This is a genomic window from Bordetella sp., assembly GCF_051960075.1.
GTDB lineage: Bacteria > Pseudomonadota > Gammaproteobacteria > Burkholderiales > Burkholderiaceae_B > Bordetella.
The window spans coordinates 52,011-70,086 of the sequence record NZ_JBQCER010000103.1 but is presented as its reverse complement, the minus strand read 5'-3'; the positions used below and the strand labels follow the sequence as shown (position 1 = coordinate 70,086).

Genomic DNA, 18,076 nt, shown 5'->3' with positions numbered 1-18,076 from the left:
GGTCAATAGCCGCGTTCGCGCGCCACGACTCCCGAGATCGTCTCGCCGCGCATGAAGGCGAGAATCTTGGCGCCGATCTGCTCGACCGTCTCGCGCCTGAGGGTGATGGCGGCCACGTGAGGGGTGATCTTGATGCGCGGGTGCGTCCAGAACGGATGACCCGCCGGCAAGGGTTCGACGCGGAACACGTCCAACATGGCGCCGGCCATATGGCCGCCGTCGATCAGGCCCGGCAGATCTTCTTCGACCAGGTGGGCGCCGCGGCCCAGGTTGATCAGATGCGATTCGGGCAACAGCTGCGACAAGGTCGCGCGGCACAAGATGCCCTCGGTGTCCGGCGTCAGCGGCAGCAGATTGACCAACACTCGCGTACGAGCCAGGAAGTCCGGCAGCGATTCGAGCCCGGCGAAGGTCTGCACGCCCTCCAGCCTGCGGCCGCTGCGCGACCAGCCGGCCACCGGGTAGCTCAAGCCAGCCATCGCCTGGGCCACGCTGGTGCCCAGCACGCCCAAGCCCATTATGCCTATCGGCCATTGACGACGGTCGATCTCGGCCAGAGGCTGCCATCGCCCGGCCTTTTGCAAGGCTTCATATTCGTCGAAATGCCGGCTTGCGCGCACCACGTAATGTGCCACGTATTCGGCCATTTGCGCGGCCATGCCCGCGTCTTCCAGACGCACGATGACCACGTCGTCGGGCAGGTTCGGCAGCTTCAGCAGCGAGTCCACCCCCGCGCCCAGGTTGAACGCCACGCGCAGATCGCGCTCGCGCTCGAACAGGGCGGCGGGCGGATGCCACACCACCGCAATATCGGCGCCGCACGCGGGACCGTCGTCAAGCCACGGAAAGACCTGCGCCTGCGGCAGCGCCGCAGCCAGCATATCGCACCAGGTAGATTGCTCGCTCGCTGAAGTGGACGCGCAGATGATCTTCAAGCTGACACTCCTCTGACCCCGGAAAATCGGCGGCTGGTGCTCCGATGATATACCCGTGCAGGAACAAGTCCAGTGCAACTGCCTAAGCGGCGTCCCGGCAGGCTAAAATAGCCGTTTTGCCGAATCAGAATCATCTAAGAGAAAACCATGGCCGGACACAGTAAATGGGCCAATATCCAGCACCGCAAGGGCCGCCAGGACGCCAAGCGGGGCAAGCTCTGGACCAAGATCATCCGTGAAATCACCGTGGCCGCCCGCGCCGGCGGCCCCGATCCCGACAGCAACCCCCGCCTGCGCATGGCCTGGGACAAGGCGACCGACGCCAATATGCCCAAGGACAACGTCCAGCGCGCCATCGCCCGCGGGGCGGGCGGCGCCGACGGCGACAACTACGAAGAAGCCCGTTACGAAGGCTACGGCGTGGGCGGCGCGGCCGTCATCGTCGACTGCACCACCGACAACCGCACGCGCACTGCGGCCGAAGTGCGTCATGCTTTCACCAAGAACGGCGGCAACCTGGGCACACCCGGCTCGGTCGAGTTCATGTTCAAGCACTGCGGCCAATTCCTCTTCGCGCCCGGCAGCTCTGAGGAAAAGATCATGGAAGCCGCGCTCGAGGCCGGCGCCGAAGACGTCGTCTCCGACGACGAAGGCGGCATCGAGGTCATCTGCGCGCCGGCCGACTATCCCACCGTGCGCCAGGCCCTGGCCGCGGCGGGTCTGAAGGCCGAAGTCGACGGCATCGTCATGAAGGCGCTCAACGAGACCGAGCTCACCGGAGACGACGCCGTCAAAATGCAAAAGCTGCTCGACGCCCTGGAAGACCTGGACGACGTGCAAGAGGTCTACACCAACGTCGTATTCGACGAGGCGCAATGAAAGTATTGGTTATCGGCTCGGGCGGCCGTGAACACGCCCTGGCTTGGCGCCTGTCCCAGTCTTCGCGCGTGCAGTGCGTCTATGTGGCCCCCGGCAACGGCGGCACCGCGCTCGACACGCAGCTCAAGACCGTCCCCTACGCCACGCCCGAAGAACTGGCCGAATTCGCCCGGCGCGAAGACATCGGCATCACCGTGGTCGGCCCCGAGGCGCCCCTGGCGGCCGGCGTGGTCGATCTCTTTCGCGAGCGCGGCCTGAAGATCTTCGGCCCCACCAAGGCGGCGGCCCAGCTGGAGAGCTCGAAGGACTACGCCAAGGCCTTCATGATGCGCCACAAGATTCCCACGGCGCGCTACCAGACCTTCACCGACCCGGTGCACGCCCACGCCTACATCGACCAGGAAGGCGCCCCCATCGTCGTCAAGGCAGACGGCCTGGCGGCCGGCAAGGGCGTGGTCGTAGCCATGACGCCGGAAGAGGCCCATGATGCGGTCGACGCCATGTTGGGCGGCAATTCGCCGGGCGACGGTGCGCTCGGCGCGGGCGGGGTCTCCAACCAGTCTCGCGTGGTCATCGAAGAATTCCTCACAGGCGAAGAAGCCAGCTTCATCGTCATGAGCGACGGCCGCAATGTGCTGACCATGGCCACCAGCCAGGACCACAAGCGTCTGCAGGACAACGATGTGGGCCCCAATACCGGCGGCATGGGTGCCTACTCGCCGGCACCCATCGTCACGCCGGCGCTGCACAACCGCATTCTGAAGGAAGTCATCCTGCCCACCATCAACGGCATGGCGGCAGACGGCATTGTCTACACCGGTTTCCTGTATGCGGGTTTGATGATAGGCCCGGGCGAAGACGCCACGCGCCCGCTCAAGACGCTGGAATTCAACTGCCGCATGGGCGATCCCGAAACCCAGCCCATCATGATGCGCGTCAAGAGCGATTTGTTCGACGCCATCGAGCACGCCGTGGAAGGCACGCTCGACCAGGCCGATATCGTGTGGGATCGCCGCACCGCGCTGGGCGTGGTCATGGCCGCGCACAATTATCCGGGCACGCCGCGCTCGGGCGACGTCATCAGCGGCCTGCCCGCCGCGGCCGAAGACTGCATGGTCTTTCATGCCGGCACCACGCTGGAGAACGGCACGCTAAAAACGTCCGGCGGACGCGTACTCTGCGTGACAGCCCTGGGCGACTCGGTGCGCATGGCGCAGGACCGCGCCTACAAGGCCGTGTCGGCCATCCAGTTCGACGGCGCCCAATACCGCAGCGACATCGGCTGGCGCGCGCTCAAGCCTTCGCAACAGCGCAAATGAGCACCCTGCCCGGCTCGCTGGATGCCGCTCCCGTGCGCGACTACCTGCTGAATCTACAGGCCCGCATCGTCACCGCGCTGGAGCAGGCCGGCGGCGACCCCTTCCGCGCCGACGACTGGCAGCGCCCCGAAGGGGGCGGCGGCATGTCGCGTCTGATCGAAGGCGGCCAGCTGCTCGAACGCGGCGCGGTGCTGTTCTCGCACGTCAGCGGCGCGCATTTGCCGGCTTCGGCCAGCGCGCACCGGCCCGAGCTGTCCGGCCGATCCTGGGAAGCCATGGGCGTGTCCATGGTTCTGCACCCGCGCAACCCCTATGTGCCCACCACACATATGAACGTGCGCCTGTTCCGCGCGCTGGCTCGGCCCGGCCACGACGAGAGCGACGTCTTCTGGTTCGGCGGCGGGCTCGATCTCACGCCCTATTACGCATTCGAAGACGACGCCCGCCACTTCCACGGCGTCTGCCGCGATGCGCTCGCCCCGTTCGGCGCCGATTACTATCCGCGCTACAAGCGCTGGTGCGACGACTACTTCTTCCTCAAGCACCGCGGCGAAGCGCGCGGCATAGGCGGAGTGTTCTACGACGACCTCTGCGAACCGGGCTTCGACGCCTCGTTCGCCCTGACCCGCGCGGTGGGCGACTGCTTTCTGAACGCCTATCTGCCCATTGTCGAGCGCCGATGTAAAACGCCCTATGGCGAGCGTGAGCGCGCCTTCCAGGCCTACCGGCGCGGCCGCTACGTAGAATTCAACCTGGTCTACGACCGCGGCACGCTCTTCGGCCTGCAGTCGGGCGGACGCACTGAATCCATCCTGCTCTCCATGCCGCCCACGGCCGACTGGCGCTACGACTACCAACCCGAGCCGGACACGCCCGAAGCCCGGCTGCAAAACTTCCTCGTCCCGCGAGACTGGATATAAATCGAGCATGGCTAAGCGCATCGGCCTCCTGGGCGGCAGCTTCGACCCTGTGCACGAAGCTCACACAGGCCTGGCCCTGACGGCCCTGCAGACCCTCGCGCTCGACGAAGTCCAGCTCATCCCGGCCGCCGCTCCGTGGCAACGCGGCAATCTGAAGGCCGCTCCCGAGCATCGTCTGCGCATGCTCCAAATCGTCGCCGCCAAGCATCCGGGCCTCACGACCAACGCCATCGAGATCGAACGCGGCGGCGCCACGTATACGGTGGATACCCTGCGCGCCCTGCCCGCCGGCCCGCATTACATCTGGCTGTTGGGCGCCGATCAACTGACCAATTTCTGCACCTGGCGCGCATGGCAGGAAATCGCCGAACGCGTCGCCCTGGCGGTGGCCGTGCGGCCCGGCACGCCGCTGCGTGCGCCCGACGATCTGGCCGCCTGGCTTGCCGCCCATGGCCGCGCACTGGAACAGCTCCCTTTCCAGCCCATGGACATTTCCGCCTCCGACATCCGCGCGCGTCTGGCCGTGGGCGCCACGACCCTGGGCCTGCTCGACCCAGATGTGGCGGCCTACATCGCCGCGCATCACCTCTACACCTAGACCCGACCGAACCATGGACATACAAAAACTACAACGCGCCGTCATCGACGCCCTTGAAGACGTCAAGGCGCAAGACATCAAAGTCTTCAACACCACGCACCTGACCAGCCTGTTCGACCGCGTCATTCTGGCCAGCGCCACGTCCAACCGCCAGACTCGCGCGCTGGCTGCCAGCGTCGCCGACCGCGGCCGCGCGCTCAAGCTCACCGGCATCACGATCGAAGGCGAGGACACCGGCGAATGGGTCGTCGTCGACCTGGGCGACATCGTCGTCCACGTCATGCAGCCCGCCATCCGCCAGTACTACAACCTGGAAGAGATCTGGGGCGACAAGCCGGTGCACGTGAAGCTGCTGCCCGAGTCGTCGCGGCCTGCGATGGGTGGGATGATAGAGCGCGGGGACGACCTGAGTCTTTAAGACGCCGAGGCGGCCAACCGCAGCCCACCGGGCGATCATCGGAACTCCCGCAGTCCTGTCGACGGCGTTTTAAGACCTCAACAAGCACCTGGAGTCAGAGGAACCCAACCCGATGAAGCTCATCATCCTCGCGGTAGGCACCCGCATGCCCGATTGGGTCCAGACCGCTTGGGACGACTACGCCAAGCGCCTGCCCGCCGACTGCGCCCTCGAACTGCGCGAAATCAAACCCGAGCCTCGCACCTCCGGCAAGACCTCCGCCCAGATGATGGCCGCCGAAGCCAGGCGCATCGAAGCCGCCCTGCCCGCCAACGCGCTGCGGTTGGCGCTCGACGAGCGCGGCCGCGACCTCACCACCATGGCGCTCTCCAAACAGCTGGAACAATGGCGCTCCGATGGCCGCGACGTCGCCTTTCTCGTGGGCGGCCCCGACGGCCTGGACGCTGCGTTGAAAACCTCCTGCGACGGCATGCTGCGGCTGTCCTCGCTCACCCTGCCGCACCCCATGGTGCGCGTACTGCTGGCCGAACAGCTCTATCGCGCGTGGGCCATCATGACCCATCACCCATACCATCGCGCATGAGCAACGCCCCCCGCCTCTATCTGGCCTCGGCCAGCCCGCGCCGCCGCGAACTGCTGCTGCAGATCGGCCTTGCGCACGAAGTCCTGCTCGCGCCGGCACCGCCCGGCGACGACGAGCCGCAGCTGCTCGGAGAAAGTCCCGCCGACTACGTGCTGCGAACCGCCCGCGAGAAAGCCGAGCGCGGCTGGGCCTGGATGCTGAGCCGCGGGATGACCGTCCTGCCCGTGCTCGCGGCCGACACCACCGTGATTCTCGACGGCGCCGTGTTGGGCAAGCCCACCGATCGGGCGGACGCGCTGCGCATTTTGCAATGCCTTTCGGGCACCACGCACGAAGTCCGCACCGCCGTCGCGCTGGCCGCGCACGGACACCGGTACGACGCGGTGTCCGTCACGCAGGTCACCATGCGCGCGACGACGGCCTCGGAGCGCGAGCGCTACTGCGACAGCGGCGAACCCTATGGCAAGGCGGGCGCCTACGGCATTCAGGGTTTGGCCAGCGTGTTCATCGAACGCATCAACGGCAGTTACAGCGGCGTGATGGGACTGCCTTTGTACGAAACGGCGGGCTTGCTTGCCCAGGGCGGCATCGCGCTGCCCTGAGAGACGGCGCGGGTGCCGGCGTAGCCGATTTGTAATAAGCTCAGTGCTATGGAGCAATTCCGGCCCACCTCGCACGCCTCGACGGCGCCGGCGCAGTCCAGCCTGCCCCCGTCCGTCACCGCGCCTAGCTGGCGCCAATCGCTTCTGGGCAAAACGGTTCTGTTTCTGCTGGGCGCCGTTCTGCTGGCCTACGGCATCGGCGCCGGCATCGGCTTTATCGTTGTAGAGCGCATTTCGCGCGACCAGTGGGTGGATCTGGCCACCATCGACACCCAGATCTCCACCGCCGCCATACGCAGCGTCTATACCTTCGTTACGGTGCAGAATGATCGCGATGGACGCGTCACCCGCATCGTTTCCGACACGCCGCTGGGCGACGAAGCGTCCATTCTGCAGACCGGATTCAGCCCGATCGACGTCCTGGCGCTGGCATCCGCACAAACCTTGAACAACGTCTGGCTGCTGCACTATCAGCCTGGCAAGGCGCCGGGCTACACCCTGGTCAGCGCCGACGACGGATCGGGCGCGCAAAATAGGCTGGCGTCCGGCGCACGGCAAGCCTCATTGACGCTGCGAGAACTGGCGCAACCCTACACCGGCTTCGTCCGCATCGACGGCCATGAATACTTCGTCAACGCCATCCCCATCGTCACGCGCATGGGCAAGCCGACGGGCGCGCTCATCTCCAGCATCGGCACTCGCGAGCAACTCTACCGCACACGCAACACCCTCATCCATAATGCCCTGCTGGTGCTCGTGGCCGTGCTGCTGGCAGCCACCCTGATCATCATCTGGGTCCTGCGCCGCCTGTTCGGCCCCGTTCCTGCGCTGATTCGTTCGCTCATCGGCATGGCGCAGGGCGACACCCAAACCGTCGCGCCCCACCAGGACAGGCGCGACGAAATCGGCCAGCTTGCCAACGCCATCGAAACCCTGCGCAAAGCCGCCGTCGAACGCGAGCAGCTTCTCTCTCTCAGGGAAACCGCCATACGGCTGGACCATATGGCGCATCACGACCCGCTGACCGGCCTGCCCAATCGGGCCTACCTCGATCGCGTCCTGACGCGCATGATCGAAGGCTTGCCGTCGGGCGTGCGCTTCAACGTCATGCTGTTCGATCTGGATCATTTCAAGCCGGTCAACGACAGCTACGGCCATGCCACGGGCGACGCCCTGCTCGTGGCGGTGGGCGACCGCCTGAACCTGCTGCTCGGTCCCGACGACCTGGCCGTGCGTCTGGGCGGCGACGAATTCGTCGTGGTTCAGCGTGCAGTGCGCGACGCACGGCTGGAGGCCGCCAGGCTGGCCGAACGCATACTCGAAGCCTTGCTGCGGCCTTTTCTTATCGACGGCCTCGCATTGAACATCGGCACGAGCATAGGCATCGCGCTTGCGCCCGAGGACGGCGACAATGCCCACGATCTGCTCAGGCACGCCGATGCGGCGCTTTACGCGGCCAAGAACGCCGGGCGCGGCCGCTATCTTTTCCATGAATCCCGCACACCCGGACAGACGTGGCTCGGCGCGCCCACGCATTGAGACCATGCCGAATCTTTCCATGACCACAGCGCATAGCCTGCCCTCCCGGACTTCCGTAAATCCGACCCCGCGCCGGTCCGTCTGGCGGCGCTGGCTGGGCCTGGCCTGCGCCGGCATGCTGCTCGGCGCGCCGCTCGCGCCGGCGCAGGCCGCCGACACGCTGGCCAGAATCGCCGGTACGCACCGCATTGTCATCGGCTACCGCCACAGCGGGCCGCCGTTTTCGTTCACCGACAACGGCCAGGTCGTAGGCTATGCCATCGACATCTGCCAGATTGTCGTCAAAGACTTAGCCAGGCAGCTCAATCTGAATCGCATCGACATCGTTTACAAGCCGGTAGACACCGCATCCCGCTTCATCCAGGTCAACAACGGCAGCATCGACATGGAGTGCGCCACGACCACCAACACCGCCGCGCGCCGCAAGCAGGCCGAGTTCTCGTACCCCTATTTCTTCACCACGACCAACTTCGTCGCCAAGAAGAGTGCGGGGCTGAACACCATCGCCGATCTGGCCGGACACACCGTCGCGGCCACCTCGGGCACCAGCGACCTGGATCAGCTCAACAGCGTCAATAAAAAGCGCGATCTGCACATTCTCGTGGTGCTGCGCCGCACGCACGGCGAGGCCTTCCGCCTGGTCCAGACCGGACAGGCCTCGGCCTTCGTGATGGATCACAGCATCCTGGCAGGCCTGGTCGGCAGCTCCAGCGACCCGGGCGATTACGTCATCTCGCAAGACGCGTTCAGCGAGCCCGAGCCTTACGGCATCGTCATGCCGGCCGGCGACCTCGCCTTCAAGAACGCAGTCAATCGGGCTTTGAGCGCCCTGTATGCCAGCGGCGAAATCGACCGCATCTACAAGAAGTGGTTCGTGGAGCCCGTCGCGCCGAATGGCTACAGCCTCAACCTTCCCATGTCGCCCACACTGCGCGACTGGATCACCAAACCGCGCGAATACCGGAATTGACCGGGGCCATACACACCATGCGTTTGTTCACGTTCGCGACATACCGGCATCTGGGCCTGGTCCTGGCGGCAGCGCTGCTGGCGACCGGTACGTCGCTGGCCCAGCCCGTCGCCTCCACGCTCGATCGCATACGCCAGACGGGAGTGCTGCGCATCGGCTACGACGGGCACGAGCCGCCCTTCGACTATATCGACCCGGACGGCAAGGTCGTGGGTTATTCGATCGAGTTATGCAATAGGGTGGCCGACGCCTTGCGCATTCAGCTCTCCCTGCCCAAGCTCGATATCCAGTATGAACAGGTTTCCTATCACGACCGCATTCAAGACATCGCCAGCGGCGCGATCGACATCGAGTGCGGCACCAGCACGATCACCCCGCAACGCCTCGCCAGCGTGGCTTTCGCTCCCAGCCATTTCATCACCGCCTCGCGCTATGCGTCGCTCGCATCGGACTCGCTGCGCTCGATCGAGGACCTGCACGGCAAGAGCGTGGCGGTCGTAAGGGGCACGAACAATGTCAGCGACATCGCCCGGCTCAATCGCCAGCGCCGGCTCAATCTGTCCATCCTCGTCGTCGCCAGCAGTCAGGTGGCCTTCGACATGCTCGCGCAAGGCAAGGTAAGCGCCTTTCCCATGGACGACGTGCTGCTGCGCACGATGATCTACGCCTCGGGGCAGCCCGACCGATACGCGATCTCACGCGACTCGCTGGCGCCGCCCCTGCATTACGGATTCATGATGCGCCGAGACGATCCGCAGTTTGCCCATGCCGTGGATGCGGCCCTGCGCCGAATCTATGCCGGCCCGGATATGCAGGCCATCTACGACCGATGGTTCAACGCTCCGCTGCCGGGTCTGGGCGTCGACCTGCACTTGCCCATGAGCCCGATCATGCGCAATATGTTCTCCCGGGCCGAGTCGGGGACGCAATAACTGCAAAAAAGCGCAAAGAATCGGCGGCGCCGCGGCGCGGTAACAATTCTTGCGCGATTGGGCAGCTATGATGGCTGCATAGTATTCTCACTGAAGAGGAGCCCGCATGGATATTTCACCCGGCGCCATGGCCAATCTGGCCTTGAGCATGCAGTCGGCCAACACCAATGCCTCCGTGGATACGCTCATGTTGCGCAAGAGCCTGAACATCGCATCCAGCGAAGTCAGCGCTCTCATGCAATCGGCGCCCAAGTTGGCGACCTCGGGCACCCTGGGTACGCAAATCAATACCTACGCCTGATCACACGGCCTGCTGATTGCAAAAAAGCGATGCCCCCGGCATCGCTTTTTTTATTTCCCCTCGCCTATTCGGACGATGTCGAGAACATGCTCTTGCGCAGGCGCTCGCGATGGAACTCTTCGTCGAACAATTCCAGCGAGGGTTTGACCAGGTCGCTGCGCGCGACCAGCCCCACCAGCCGGCGCGCCTGCGCGTCCTGCACCACCGGCAAACGCTCCACGCCGTGCACCGCCATACGCGTGGCGACGATGCGGCAGGTTTCTTCGGGCAATGCCACGAGCGGGACGTTGGCGCCGAACAGATCGGCAATCGTCGCCACCCCGCCGGACTGGCCCGCCAGCAGCGCCTCCCGGTCGAGCATGCCGACCAGCGCGCCGTCATGCACCACGGGAAAGGCGCGATGGTTCTGCGTCGGCCCGAAATAATCCTGCAGGACCTGGCTCAGTGACTGCGTCGCTTCGATGGTGCGTACCTGGCGCGTCATGACCTCCTGCACCGAATAGCGTTCGAGCGGGTCGACCGTGTATTCGCGGTAAATATGGAAGCCGCGGCGCGCGATCTTCTCGGTCAGGATGGAGCGCGGCATCGTCAGCACGACAAAACCGTACGATACGATCGACGCCAGCATGACCGGCAGGAAGGCGTTGGCGCTGTGGGTGAGCCCGAAGGCGAAGGTGATCGCCGTGAGCGGCGCGCCCAGCACGCCGGACAGCGTGGCCGCCATGCAGACCAGCGGCCACAGCGCCGCGTCGCCGCCCGGCAGAACGGGACCGAGCACCGCGCCCAGACCCGCGCCCATCATCAGGAGCGGGGCCAGCACCCCGCCCGATGTGCCCGAGCCTAGCGCCACGACCCAGATCACGGCTTTGACGATCAGGATCGCCAGCACCACGCCGATGGCCAGATGGTTGTGCAGCAGATCGCCGATGACGTCATAGCCCACGCCCAGCGCGCGAGGCTGGAAATAGCCGCCCAGCCCCACCGCGAGGCCGCCGATGGCCGGCCACCACATCCAATGCACGCGCAGGTGCGCGAACAGGTCCTCGACTTTGTACAGCGCCATCGACAGCGAACGCGCCAGTACGCCGCACAACAGACCCGCCAGAATGCACGAAATCAGTGCGGGCAAGGTTACCGGCCCGGTCTGCACCGGGAACAGCGGGCCGGTGCCCATGAATGTGCCGCGCAGAAAAGCGGCCACCGCGCAAGCCACCGCGACGGGCAGCATGCTGCGCGGCCGCCACTCGAACAGCAGCAGCTCGACGGCCAGCAGCAGGGCCGCCACCGGCGTGCCGAAGACGGCCGTCATGCCGGCCGCGGCGCCCGCCACCAGCAGCGTCTTGCGCTCGGCGGACGTCAGCTTGACGAACTGAGCCAGGAGCGAACCGATGGCGCCGCCCGTCATGATGATGGGGCCTTCCGCGCCGAACGGCCCGCCGCTGCCGATCGCGATGCCCGAGGACAGCGGCTTGAGCACCGCCACCTTGGACGACACCCGGCTCTTGGAGAAGAGGATGGCTTCGATGGCCTCGGGGATGCCGTGGCCGCGGATCTTGTCCGAGCCGAAGCGCGCCATCAGGCCGACGATCAGCCCGCCGATGGCCGGAACGACGATCACCTTCCAGCCCAGCGTGTTTTCGGCCGGCGAACGGTTGACCAGCGAAAAGGTGTGAAAGAAGAAAACATTAGTGAAGAAATAAATCAGGTCCAGCAGCAGCGCGGCGGCTATCGTGGCCAGTATGGCGATGACGCAGGCCATTCCGATGATCCGGAACAGGGTTGCGTCGGTAGCGAAGTCGCGCCGATGTTTTAGGGTGCTCATGAATATCACTTGGCTTGAGGAATCTTGAAAGCGCGACCGAAGGCGGACAGCTCGTTCTGGTGCTGCGCGGCCAGGCTCGCAACCAACTGGTCGCCTTGCCGCGTGAGATGCACCTCCACCTGGCGCGCATCGGCGCTGCTCGGGCGGCGCACGACCAGGCCGGCCTCTTCGCAGCGCGTGATCAAGGCCACGGTACCGTGCGGGGCGGCCTGCAATCGTTCCGCCAGCTCGCCCACCGTGGCCCATTCGCGGCCTGGATAGCCTTTGATGTGCAGCATCAGCAAGTATTGCAGCGGCGTAATGCCCTGCGCATGTGCCAAGTCTTCGGAGACACGCAGGAAACGGCGCAGGTGATAGCGAAATTCGGACAGCGTCTCGAAGTCTTGCTTGTCCAGTTCCGAAGGCGCCGGCTCATCTTTGGACGGGGATTCTCTACGCAGCATTTATATATCATAACATGATATATTTTCGATAAACGGTGCCAATTCAGGCCAAACCGATTACACGCCGGACGGCTGCGCCTAGACGCCTACCATCCCGGCGCCCCCCCGTAACGACCCTGATTCTATTGGCGGCGGCGGGACCGTAACATCGAAGCCCCACCTTCTATGGAATCGGCCCCATGAAACGCCTTGCCCTCGCCGCCTGCGCCAGCGTTCTGGCGCTCTCTCAATCGCCGGCCATGGCGCAGTCCGCGCCCGCGCCCGCGCCCGCCGCCGCCCCGGCCGCCATGCCTGCGTCCACGCTGGACAAGGTCATGCAAAGCCACACGCTGCGCGTTTGCACGCCGGGCGACTACAAGCCCTTCAGTTTTATGTCCTCCCCTGGCCAGTTCGAAGGCCTGGACGTGGACCTGATGGGGTCGCTGGCCGCCGCGATGGGCGCCAAGCCTCAGTTCGTCAAGACCACCTGGGCCAATCTGCTGCCCGACTTCGCCGCCGGAAAGTGCGACGTCGCGGCGGGCGGCATCTCGATTTCGCTGCCGCGCCAGCAGCACGTGTATTTCAGCACGGGCTACATGGTCAACGGCAAGACACCCATCACGCTGTGCAAGAACGCAAAGAAATACCAGACCATCGCGCAGATCAACAAGCCCTCGGTGCGCGTCATCTACAACCCGGGCGGCAGTAACGAGACCTTTGCGAAGACCAAACTGCCCAACGCCAAGCTCATCGAGAACAAGGACAACCTCACGATCTTCGACGAGATCCTCAAAGGCCATGCCGACGTGTTCGTGACCGAAGGCGCGGAAGCCATCGTGCAAAGCAAGCTGCACCCGGGCCTGTGCGCCGTGAACCCTGGCAAACCGCTGCAATACGGCGAGATGGGCTATATGCTGCCCAGCGGAGACGAGGTGTTCAAGCGCTTCGTCGATCAATGGCTGCATCTGGCCAAGGCCAGCGGCGAATATGCGCAGATCAGCGCCAAGTGGCTGGGCAAATAGACCGGGACGCACGCAGAGCGCGGCCGCGCGTGGGATGATGCAGGCTCAGAGTTCCACGCGCGCGCCCAGCTCGATGACACGGTTCGAGTTCAGCTTGAAATAGGCGGCGACATTGCCGATGTTGTGCGCCATGGCGCCGTAAAGGCGCTCGCGCCACACCGCCATGCCCTTGCCGCCCGTGGCCACCACGGTGGCATGGCTGAGAAAATACGACACCTGGGCAGGATCGACGTTCAGGCCCATTTCGGCGCAGTCGAACAAGGCTTGAGGCAAGTTGGTCGCATCCTTGAACCCGTAGGCCACGACGATGCGATAGCAATTGTGGCCCAGCACCGTGATCGCCACGCGCTCCTCCACCGGCACGTAAGGCACATCCAGACTGGCAACGTGCACGAACAGGACGCGCTCGTGCAGCACGTGGTTATGCTCCAGGTTGTTGACCAGCGCGTGCGGCACGCCGTCGGGGTCGATGTTCAGGAACACAGCTGTGCCGGGAACGCGGATCGTCTTTTTTTCGAGCAGGCAATCCAGGTACTGCTCCAGCGGCATCGTGCCGGCATGGCTGCGGGCTTCCTGCACCATGAGCTGACGGCCGCGGTGCCAGGTGCACATCACCGTGAACATGATCATGCCCAGAAGCAGCGGGAACCAGCCGCCTTCGATGAACTTGAGCAGATTGGCCGAAAAGAACAACGCGTCGATCACGAGGAAGAAACAGGTGGACAGGACGCACACCAGCCAGTTGTAGCCCCAGGCATAGCGCACCACGTAAAACGTCAGGAAGGTGGTGATCATCATCGTGCCGGTCACCGCGATGCCATAGGCTGAACCCAGCGCGGTCGACGAGCCGAAGCCAAGCACCGCGCCGATCACCGCGATCAGCAGCAGCCAGTTGATCGCAGGCACGTAGATCTGGCCGATCTCGCGCTCGGACGTATAAACGATGCCCATGCGCGGCATGAAGCCCAGCTGCATGGCCTGCTTGGTCATCGAGAACGCACCGCTGATCACCGCCTGCGATGCGATGACGGTCGCCACGGTGGCCAACACGACCATCGGAAACAGCGCCACGTCGGGGAACAGATGAAAGAAGGGATTGCTCACGGCCTTGGGATCGACCAGCAGCAAGGCGCCCTGCCCCAGATAATTGAGCGCCAGCGCCGGAAGCGCCAGCAGGAACCACGATAGACGAATGGGCTGCGCGCCGAAGTGGCCCATATCGGCATACAGCGCTTCTGCGCCGGTCAGCGCAAGCACCACCGAGCCGAGCGATACGAACGCGAGCCAGCCGTTGCGCCACAGAAATTCCAGCCCCATGAAGGGATTGAAGGCGAGCAGAATGCCCGGCGAGCGGCCGATGTTCATGATGCCCGATACGGCAACCACCGCGAACCACAGCACCATGACGGGGCCAAACACCGCGCCAATGCCGGCCGTACCGCGCCGCTGCACGAGAAAGAGGGCGATCAGCACGGCGAGCGCGATCGGCACCACGAAAGGCTTGAGGCTCGGCGCCGCCACCTCCAGGCCTTCGACTGCGCCCAGCACCGAGATGGCGGGGGTGATGACGCCGTCGCCATAGAACAGCGCCGCGCCGAAAACGCCGAGCAGCAACAGACCGTTGCGCAGCCGAGGCTGGTCCATCACCGAGCTGGACGCCAACGCCAGCAGGGCCATGATGCCGCCCTCGCCGTGGTTGTGGGCCCGCATGATCAACGTTACGTATTTGAGCGACACCACGACCATCAGCGACCAGACGATCAGCGACACGATGCCCAGCACGTTGGCACGGTCGGCGGCCAACCCGTGGCTGGGATCGAACACCGTACTCATCGTATACAGCGGGCTGGTGCCGATGTCGCCGAACACGATGCCGATGGCGGCCAGCGCGAGTTTGCTCACGGAGCCATGGCAGACGGGGCGTTCGCCTCCGATTCGGGCTTGCTGGCTTTGCGGGGATTTCATAAGCGTCCCTTTCTTTGAATAGCACCGGCCTTACGGGGCACAGCGTACCTAAAAAAAAGGGTCGCCAGGTAATTATTTCGACTTGCGATGAATGTCGTGAGTAACGAAACCCAGGCCGTTCGCAGGCGGCTCCAGGCCGTTCCTGACCGCCAGCGTCCTGCGGATGTCGGCCAGGCCGGCGGCCCAGTGTTCTCGCATCGTCGACAAGCCGAACTGGTAATCCTTGTAGTGGTTTTCGTAGGCCTTTTCCTGATAGATCAGGTGCTGAACGTTGTATTTCTTGGCGCACGCCATCTGCTGGGCTTCGACGCACCAGGAGTCGGACTTGCGCCGCGCCGGCGGGACCTGCTCGAGCAGCTTGTGCAGCATGTTGCGATAGCGCTGCTCGCGCTGCATCATGTCGGTGATCTGGCGCGTGCGGCTGGAATACTGGACATCTTTCTGACGTTCGGCGACCTCGGCCATCGAATGCGGCAGCGGCCCGCGCGCGCTCCATAGGTCTACCTGGAAGGCCAGCGTATCGCGGCGCGGCTGAGCGTCCAGCACTTCCTGCAGCGGCGTATTCGACACCAGGCCGCCGTCCCAGTAATACTCGCCGTCGATCTCGACCGGAGCAAACGCGGGCGGCAGCGCGCCCGACGCCATGAAATGCTCGGGCCGGAGCGCCATGCGCGCATTGTCGAAATAGATCAGATTGCCGGTGCCCACGTTGACCGCGCCGACCGAGACCCTGATGTCGCCCGAATTGATGCGGTCGAAGTCGCAGAGTTCGAGCAGCGTGTCGCGCAGCAGCGAGGTGTCGTACCAGCTGACCTTGTCCGGATGATTCTCGACGCCGGGCAAAGGCGGCGGAAAGCGCGGCACGAAAAACCCTTCCTGCCCTTGCAGCACGGCGCTTGCGGCCTGCGTCGCGGTAAAAAATGCGCGAAACTGATCGATGCTGTTGTCGAACAGCGCCATCTCGAACAGCGCCGGCAGCGCAGGAAAGACCGCCGGCTGGCAGATCCGCTCCCAGAACGCACGCAGCCGCTCGACGCGATGCCTGGGCGCATTGCCGGCGATCAGCGCGGTGTTGAGCGCGCCGATCGAGATGCCGGCGATCCAGTCCGGAGGCAGACCCGCTTCGTGCAATCCTTCGAACACGCCCGCCTGATACGAGCCCAGTGCGCCGCCGCCCTGCAGCACCAGCGCGACGACTTCATAAGGCAGCGCAGCGCGGTCGACGGTTGACGTGCCGGTCTTGGGGCGCGCCGCCGTCATTGCATATACCAGCCGTGGCTGACGACGAAGGACTGCCCGGTCAGCGCCGCGCTCGGGAACGCGGCCAGGAACACGGCCGTCTGCGCGATATCCTGCACCGTGGTGAAGACGCCGTCGACCGTATCGCCCAGCATTACTTTCTTGATCACGTCTTCTTCGCTGATGCCCAGTTCCTTGGCTTGCTCCGGGATCTGCTTGTCGACCAGCGGCGTACGCACGAAACCCGGACAAATGACATGCGAGCGCACATTGTGTTTGGCACCCTCCTTGGCCAGCACCCGAGCCAGGCCGAGCAGCGCGTGCTTGGCCGCCACATAGGCGGATTTCAGCGGCGAGGCCTCGTGCGAATGCACCGAGCCCATGTAGATCACCACGCCGCCGCGATCGCCCTTGTACATGTGCTTGAGTGCGGCCTTGGTGGTAAGGAAGGCGCCGTCGACATGGATGGCCTGCATCTTCTTCCAATCGGAGAACGCGAAGTTTTCGATCGGGTTGATGATTTGAATGCCGGCGTTCGATACCAGGATGTCGACCGAGCCGAACGCCGCGGCGACCGCATCGATGCCGGCATTGACCGCGTCTTCGCTGGTCACGTCCATCGCGATGCCCATAGCCTTGCCCCCAGCCTGCTTGATCTGGTCCGCGACGGCGTTGGCCCCGTCGAGATTCAGGTCGGCGATCGCGACCGCCGCGCCCGCCTTGGCGAACTCGAGCGCGATTTCCTTGCCGATGCCGCTTGCGGCGCCCGTGACGATCGCGGTTTTGCCAGTCAGATTGGCCATGGTCGAATCTCCTTCGCTAGTGAAAAATAAAACGGCTTATCCAGCCAGATAATCGTGAACCACCTCGCCCAGCCCGAGCGTCAGGTCGGCGACCAGATGGCGGGCCTCGACGACTTCCAGCACCGGCAGATCGGCCACGGGCGCGAGCGCATGCGGCGCAAGCTGCAGCGATGCGGGGCCTGACCAGGCGCCTTTCATCACGATGTCTTTCATATAGTAGCGAACCAGCTCGCAGATGCGCGGCGAGCCGTCGACGTGAGGAATGATCTTGAGCAGGAAATTCGGCCCCGACAGACGCTTCTGCTGCGCGGCGAGATCGAGTTCGCGGTGCTTGTAACCCATGGTGCCGGTCGCCACGCGCACCTCGCCGTAGTTCAGGGTGCCCAACAGATGATCGGTATCGACGTGCAATGTCGGCGAAGCAAGCTTCTTCGGAAACCCCCACAACTCGCGGCCGCCCGCGATAGGCGGGTGATCGTCGAGGTACATCGCCAGCGTGTAGCCTCCCGCCTGCCCGTTGAACTCGACCGGAATCACCTGGCCGGATTCGGTGTAGTCGCCAAAGCCGGTCGAATCGGCCATGCGGATGAATTCGTAATGAACCAGCGGATCCGTGATCGTCAACGGTTCGGGCACGACCTGGCGCAGGCGATCCGGATCGGTCCGATACGTGATGATCATGAATTCGCGACCGACGAAGCGGTAGGGCCCCATGGGAAACGCGGGGCTGGTGAGAGGCATCGCAAACGCCCGAGCCAGCACATCACTTTGCTTCATGCGAGACCCTCCTTGATTCGTGTTGTGGAC

Annotated in this window: 19 protein-coding genes; 12 read left to right on the top strand and 7 right to left on the bottom strand. The window is 64.6% G+C overall.

All coding sequences use genetic code 11. The annotated features are described in order from the left end of the window. Nucleotides 1-2 precede the first annotated feature (2 nt). Nucleotides 3-935, bottom strand: a complete 933-nt coding sequence (locus ACTHJ1_RS18645; protein ID WP_440195770.1) for a 2-hydroxyacid dehydrogenase — start codon at nucleotides 933-935, stop codon at nucleotides 3-5. 147 nt (nucleotides 936-1,082) lie between these two features. Here ACTHJ1_RS18645 and ACTHJ1_RS18640 point away from each other — a divergent pair, with 147 nt between their 5' ends. The 11 genes from ACTHJ1_RS18640 to ACTHJ1_RS18590 all read left to right on the top strand — a co-directional run bounded on the left by ACTHJ1_RS18640 (nucleotide 1,083) and on the right by ACTHJ1_RS18590 (nucleotide 9,996). After that, nucleotides 1,083-1,814 carry a YebC/PmpR family DNA-binding transcriptional regulator gene (locus ACTHJ1_RS18640; protein WP_440195767.1) on the top strand — a complete coding sequence of 244 codons (732 nt, stop codon included), beginning with the start codon at nucleotides 1,083-1,085 and terminating at the stop codon, nucleotides 1,812-1,814. Beyond that, nucleotides 1,811-3,133, top strand: a complete 1,323-nt coding sequence (gene purD, locus ACTHJ1_RS18635) for a phosphoribosylamine--glycine ligase (RefSeq protein ID WP_440195764.1) — start codon at nucleotides 1,811-1,813, stop codon at nucleotides 3,131-3,133. Before ACTHJ1_RS18640 ends, purD begins: the two co-directional genes overlap by 4 nt. Further along, nucleotides 3,130-4,053, top strand: a complete 924-nt coding sequence (gene hemF / locus ACTHJ1_RS18630; RefSeq protein WP_440195761.1) for an oxygen-dependent coproporphyrinogen oxidase — start codon at nucleotides 3,130-3,132, stop codon at nucleotides 4,051-4,053. Before purD ends, hemF begins: the two co-directional genes overlap by 4 nt. 7 nt (nucleotides 4,054-4,060) lie before the next feature. Continuing rightward, a complete protein-coding gene (gene nadD / locus ACTHJ1_RS18625) occupies nucleotides 4,061-4,651 on the top strand; it encodes a nicotinate (nicotinamide) nucleotide adenylyltransferase (protein WP_440195758.1) in 591 nt (196 codons plus the stop codon). 13 nt (nucleotides 4,652-4,664) lie between these two features. Beyond that, entirely contained in the window at nucleotides 4,665-5,069 is a 405-nt protein-coding gene (gene rsfS / locus ACTHJ1_RS18620; RefSeq protein WP_440195755.1) for a ribosome silencing factor, read from the top strand. Nucleotides 5,070-5,181: 112 nt separating this feature from the next. Then, a complete protein-coding gene (gene rlmH / locus ACTHJ1_RS18615; RefSeq protein WP_440195752.1) occupies nucleotides 5,182-5,652 on the top strand; it encodes a 23S rRNA (pseudouridine(1915)-N(3))-methyltransferase RlmH in 471 nt (156 codons plus the stop codon). Continuing rightward, on the top strand, nucleotides 5,649-6,254 hold the full coding sequence (locus tag ACTHJ1_RS18610; protein ID WP_440195749.1) for a Maf family protein: 606 nt from the start codon (nucleotides 5,649-5,651) through the stop codon (nucleotides 6,252-6,254). The genes rlmH and ACTHJ1_RS18610 overlap by 4 nt, the downstream gene beginning before the upstream one ends. 48 nt (nucleotides 6,255-6,302) lie before the next feature. Next, nucleotides 6,303-7,793, top strand: coding sequence for a diguanylate cyclase domain-containing protein (locus ACTHJ1_RS18605; protein WP_440195746.1), 1,491 nt, complete (start codon nucleotides 6,303-6,305; stop codon nucleotides 7,791-7,793). A 19-nt stretch (nucleotides 7,794-7,812) separates the two neighbouring features. Then, nucleotides 7,813-8,763 carry an amino acid ABC transporter substrate-binding protein gene (locus ACTHJ1_RS18600; RefSeq protein WP_440195743.1) on the top strand — a complete coding sequence of 317 codons (951 nt, stop codon included), beginning with the start codon at nucleotides 7,813-7,815 and terminating at the stop codon, nucleotides 8,761-8,763. Beyond that, nucleotides 8,760-9,695, top strand: a complete 936-nt coding sequence (locus ACTHJ1_RS18595) for an amino acid ABC transporter substrate-binding protein (protein ID WP_440195740.1) — start codon at nucleotides 8,760-8,762, stop codon at nucleotides 9,693-9,695. Before ACTHJ1_RS18600 ends, ACTHJ1_RS18595 begins: the two co-directional genes overlap by 4 nt. 106 nt (nucleotides 9,696-9,801) lie before the next feature. Next, nucleotides 9,802-9,996: a putative motility protein gene (locus ACTHJ1_RS18590; RefSeq protein WP_440195737.1), complete on the top strand. Its 195-nt coding sequence runs from the start codon at nucleotides 9,802-9,804 to the stop codon at nucleotides 9,994-9,996. Nucleotides 9,997-10,060: 64 nt separating this feature from the next. Here the strand turns inward: ACTHJ1_RS18590 and ACTHJ1_RS18585 are convergent, their stop codons facing one another. Together ACTHJ1_RS18585 and ACTHJ1_RS18580 are read right to left on the bottom strand one after the other, a co-directional pair. Beyond that, nucleotides 10,061-11,818: a chloride channel protein gene (locus tag ACTHJ1_RS18585; RefSeq protein WP_440195734.1), complete on the bottom strand. Its 1,758-nt coding sequence runs from the start codon at nucleotides 11,816-11,818 to the stop codon at nucleotides 10,061-10,063. A gap of 5 nt (nucleotides 11,819-11,823) precedes the next feature. Next, entirely contained in the window at nucleotides 11,824-12,261 is a 438-nt protein-coding gene (locus ACTHJ1_RS18580; RefSeq protein ID WP_440195731.1) for a MarR family winged helix-turn-helix transcriptional regulator, read from the bottom strand. A gap of 179 nt (nucleotides 12,262-12,440) precedes the next feature. Between ACTHJ1_RS18580 and ACTHJ1_RS18575 the strand changes: the two genes are divergently transcribed. Continuing rightward, the gene (locus ACTHJ1_RS18575; protein WP_440195728.1) at nucleotides 12,441-13,262 is read left to right on the top strand and encodes a transporter substrate-binding domain-containing protein; all 822 of its coding nucleotides are present in this window, start codon (nucleotides 12,441-12,443) and stop codon (nucleotides 13,260-13,262) included. A 45-nt stretch (nucleotides 13,263-13,307) separates the two neighbouring features. On the opposite strand, the gene ACTHJ1_RS18570 is transcribed toward ACTHJ1_RS18575, so the two are convergent. The 4 genes from ACTHJ1_RS18570 to ACTHJ1_RS18555 all read right to left on the bottom strand — a co-directional run bounded on the left by ACTHJ1_RS18570 (nucleotide 13,308) and on the right by ACTHJ1_RS18555 (nucleotide 18,046). Continuing rightward, complete coding sequence (locus tag ACTHJ1_RS18570) at nucleotides 13,308-15,227, bottom strand: potassium transporter Kup (protein ID WP_440195725.1); 1,920 nt, start codon at nucleotides 15,225-15,227, stop codon at nucleotides 13,308-13,310. Nucleotides 15,228-15,299: 72 nt separating this feature from the next. Beyond that, nucleotides 15,300-16,487: a DUF3734 domain-containing protein gene (locus tag ACTHJ1_RS18565; protein ID WP_440195722.1), complete on the bottom strand. Its 1,188-nt coding sequence runs from the start codon at nucleotides 16,485-16,487 to the stop codon at nucleotides 15,300-15,302. Next, nucleotides 16,484-17,269, bottom strand: a complete 786-nt coding sequence (locus tag ACTHJ1_RS18560; RefSeq protein WP_440195719.1) for a 3-hydroxybutyrate dehydrogenase — start codon at nucleotides 17,267-17,269, stop codon at nucleotides 16,484-16,486. The genes ACTHJ1_RS18565 and ACTHJ1_RS18560 overlap by 4 nt, the downstream gene beginning before the upstream one ends. A 36-nt stretch (nucleotides 17,270-17,305) precedes the next feature. Beyond that, complete coding sequence (locus tag ACTHJ1_RS18555) at nucleotides 17,306-18,046, bottom strand: acetoacetate decarboxylase (protein ID WP_440195716.1); 741 nt, start codon at nucleotides 18,044-18,046, stop codon at nucleotides 17,306-17,308. Between the last annotated feature and the right edge of the window lie 30 nt (nucleotides 18,047-18,076).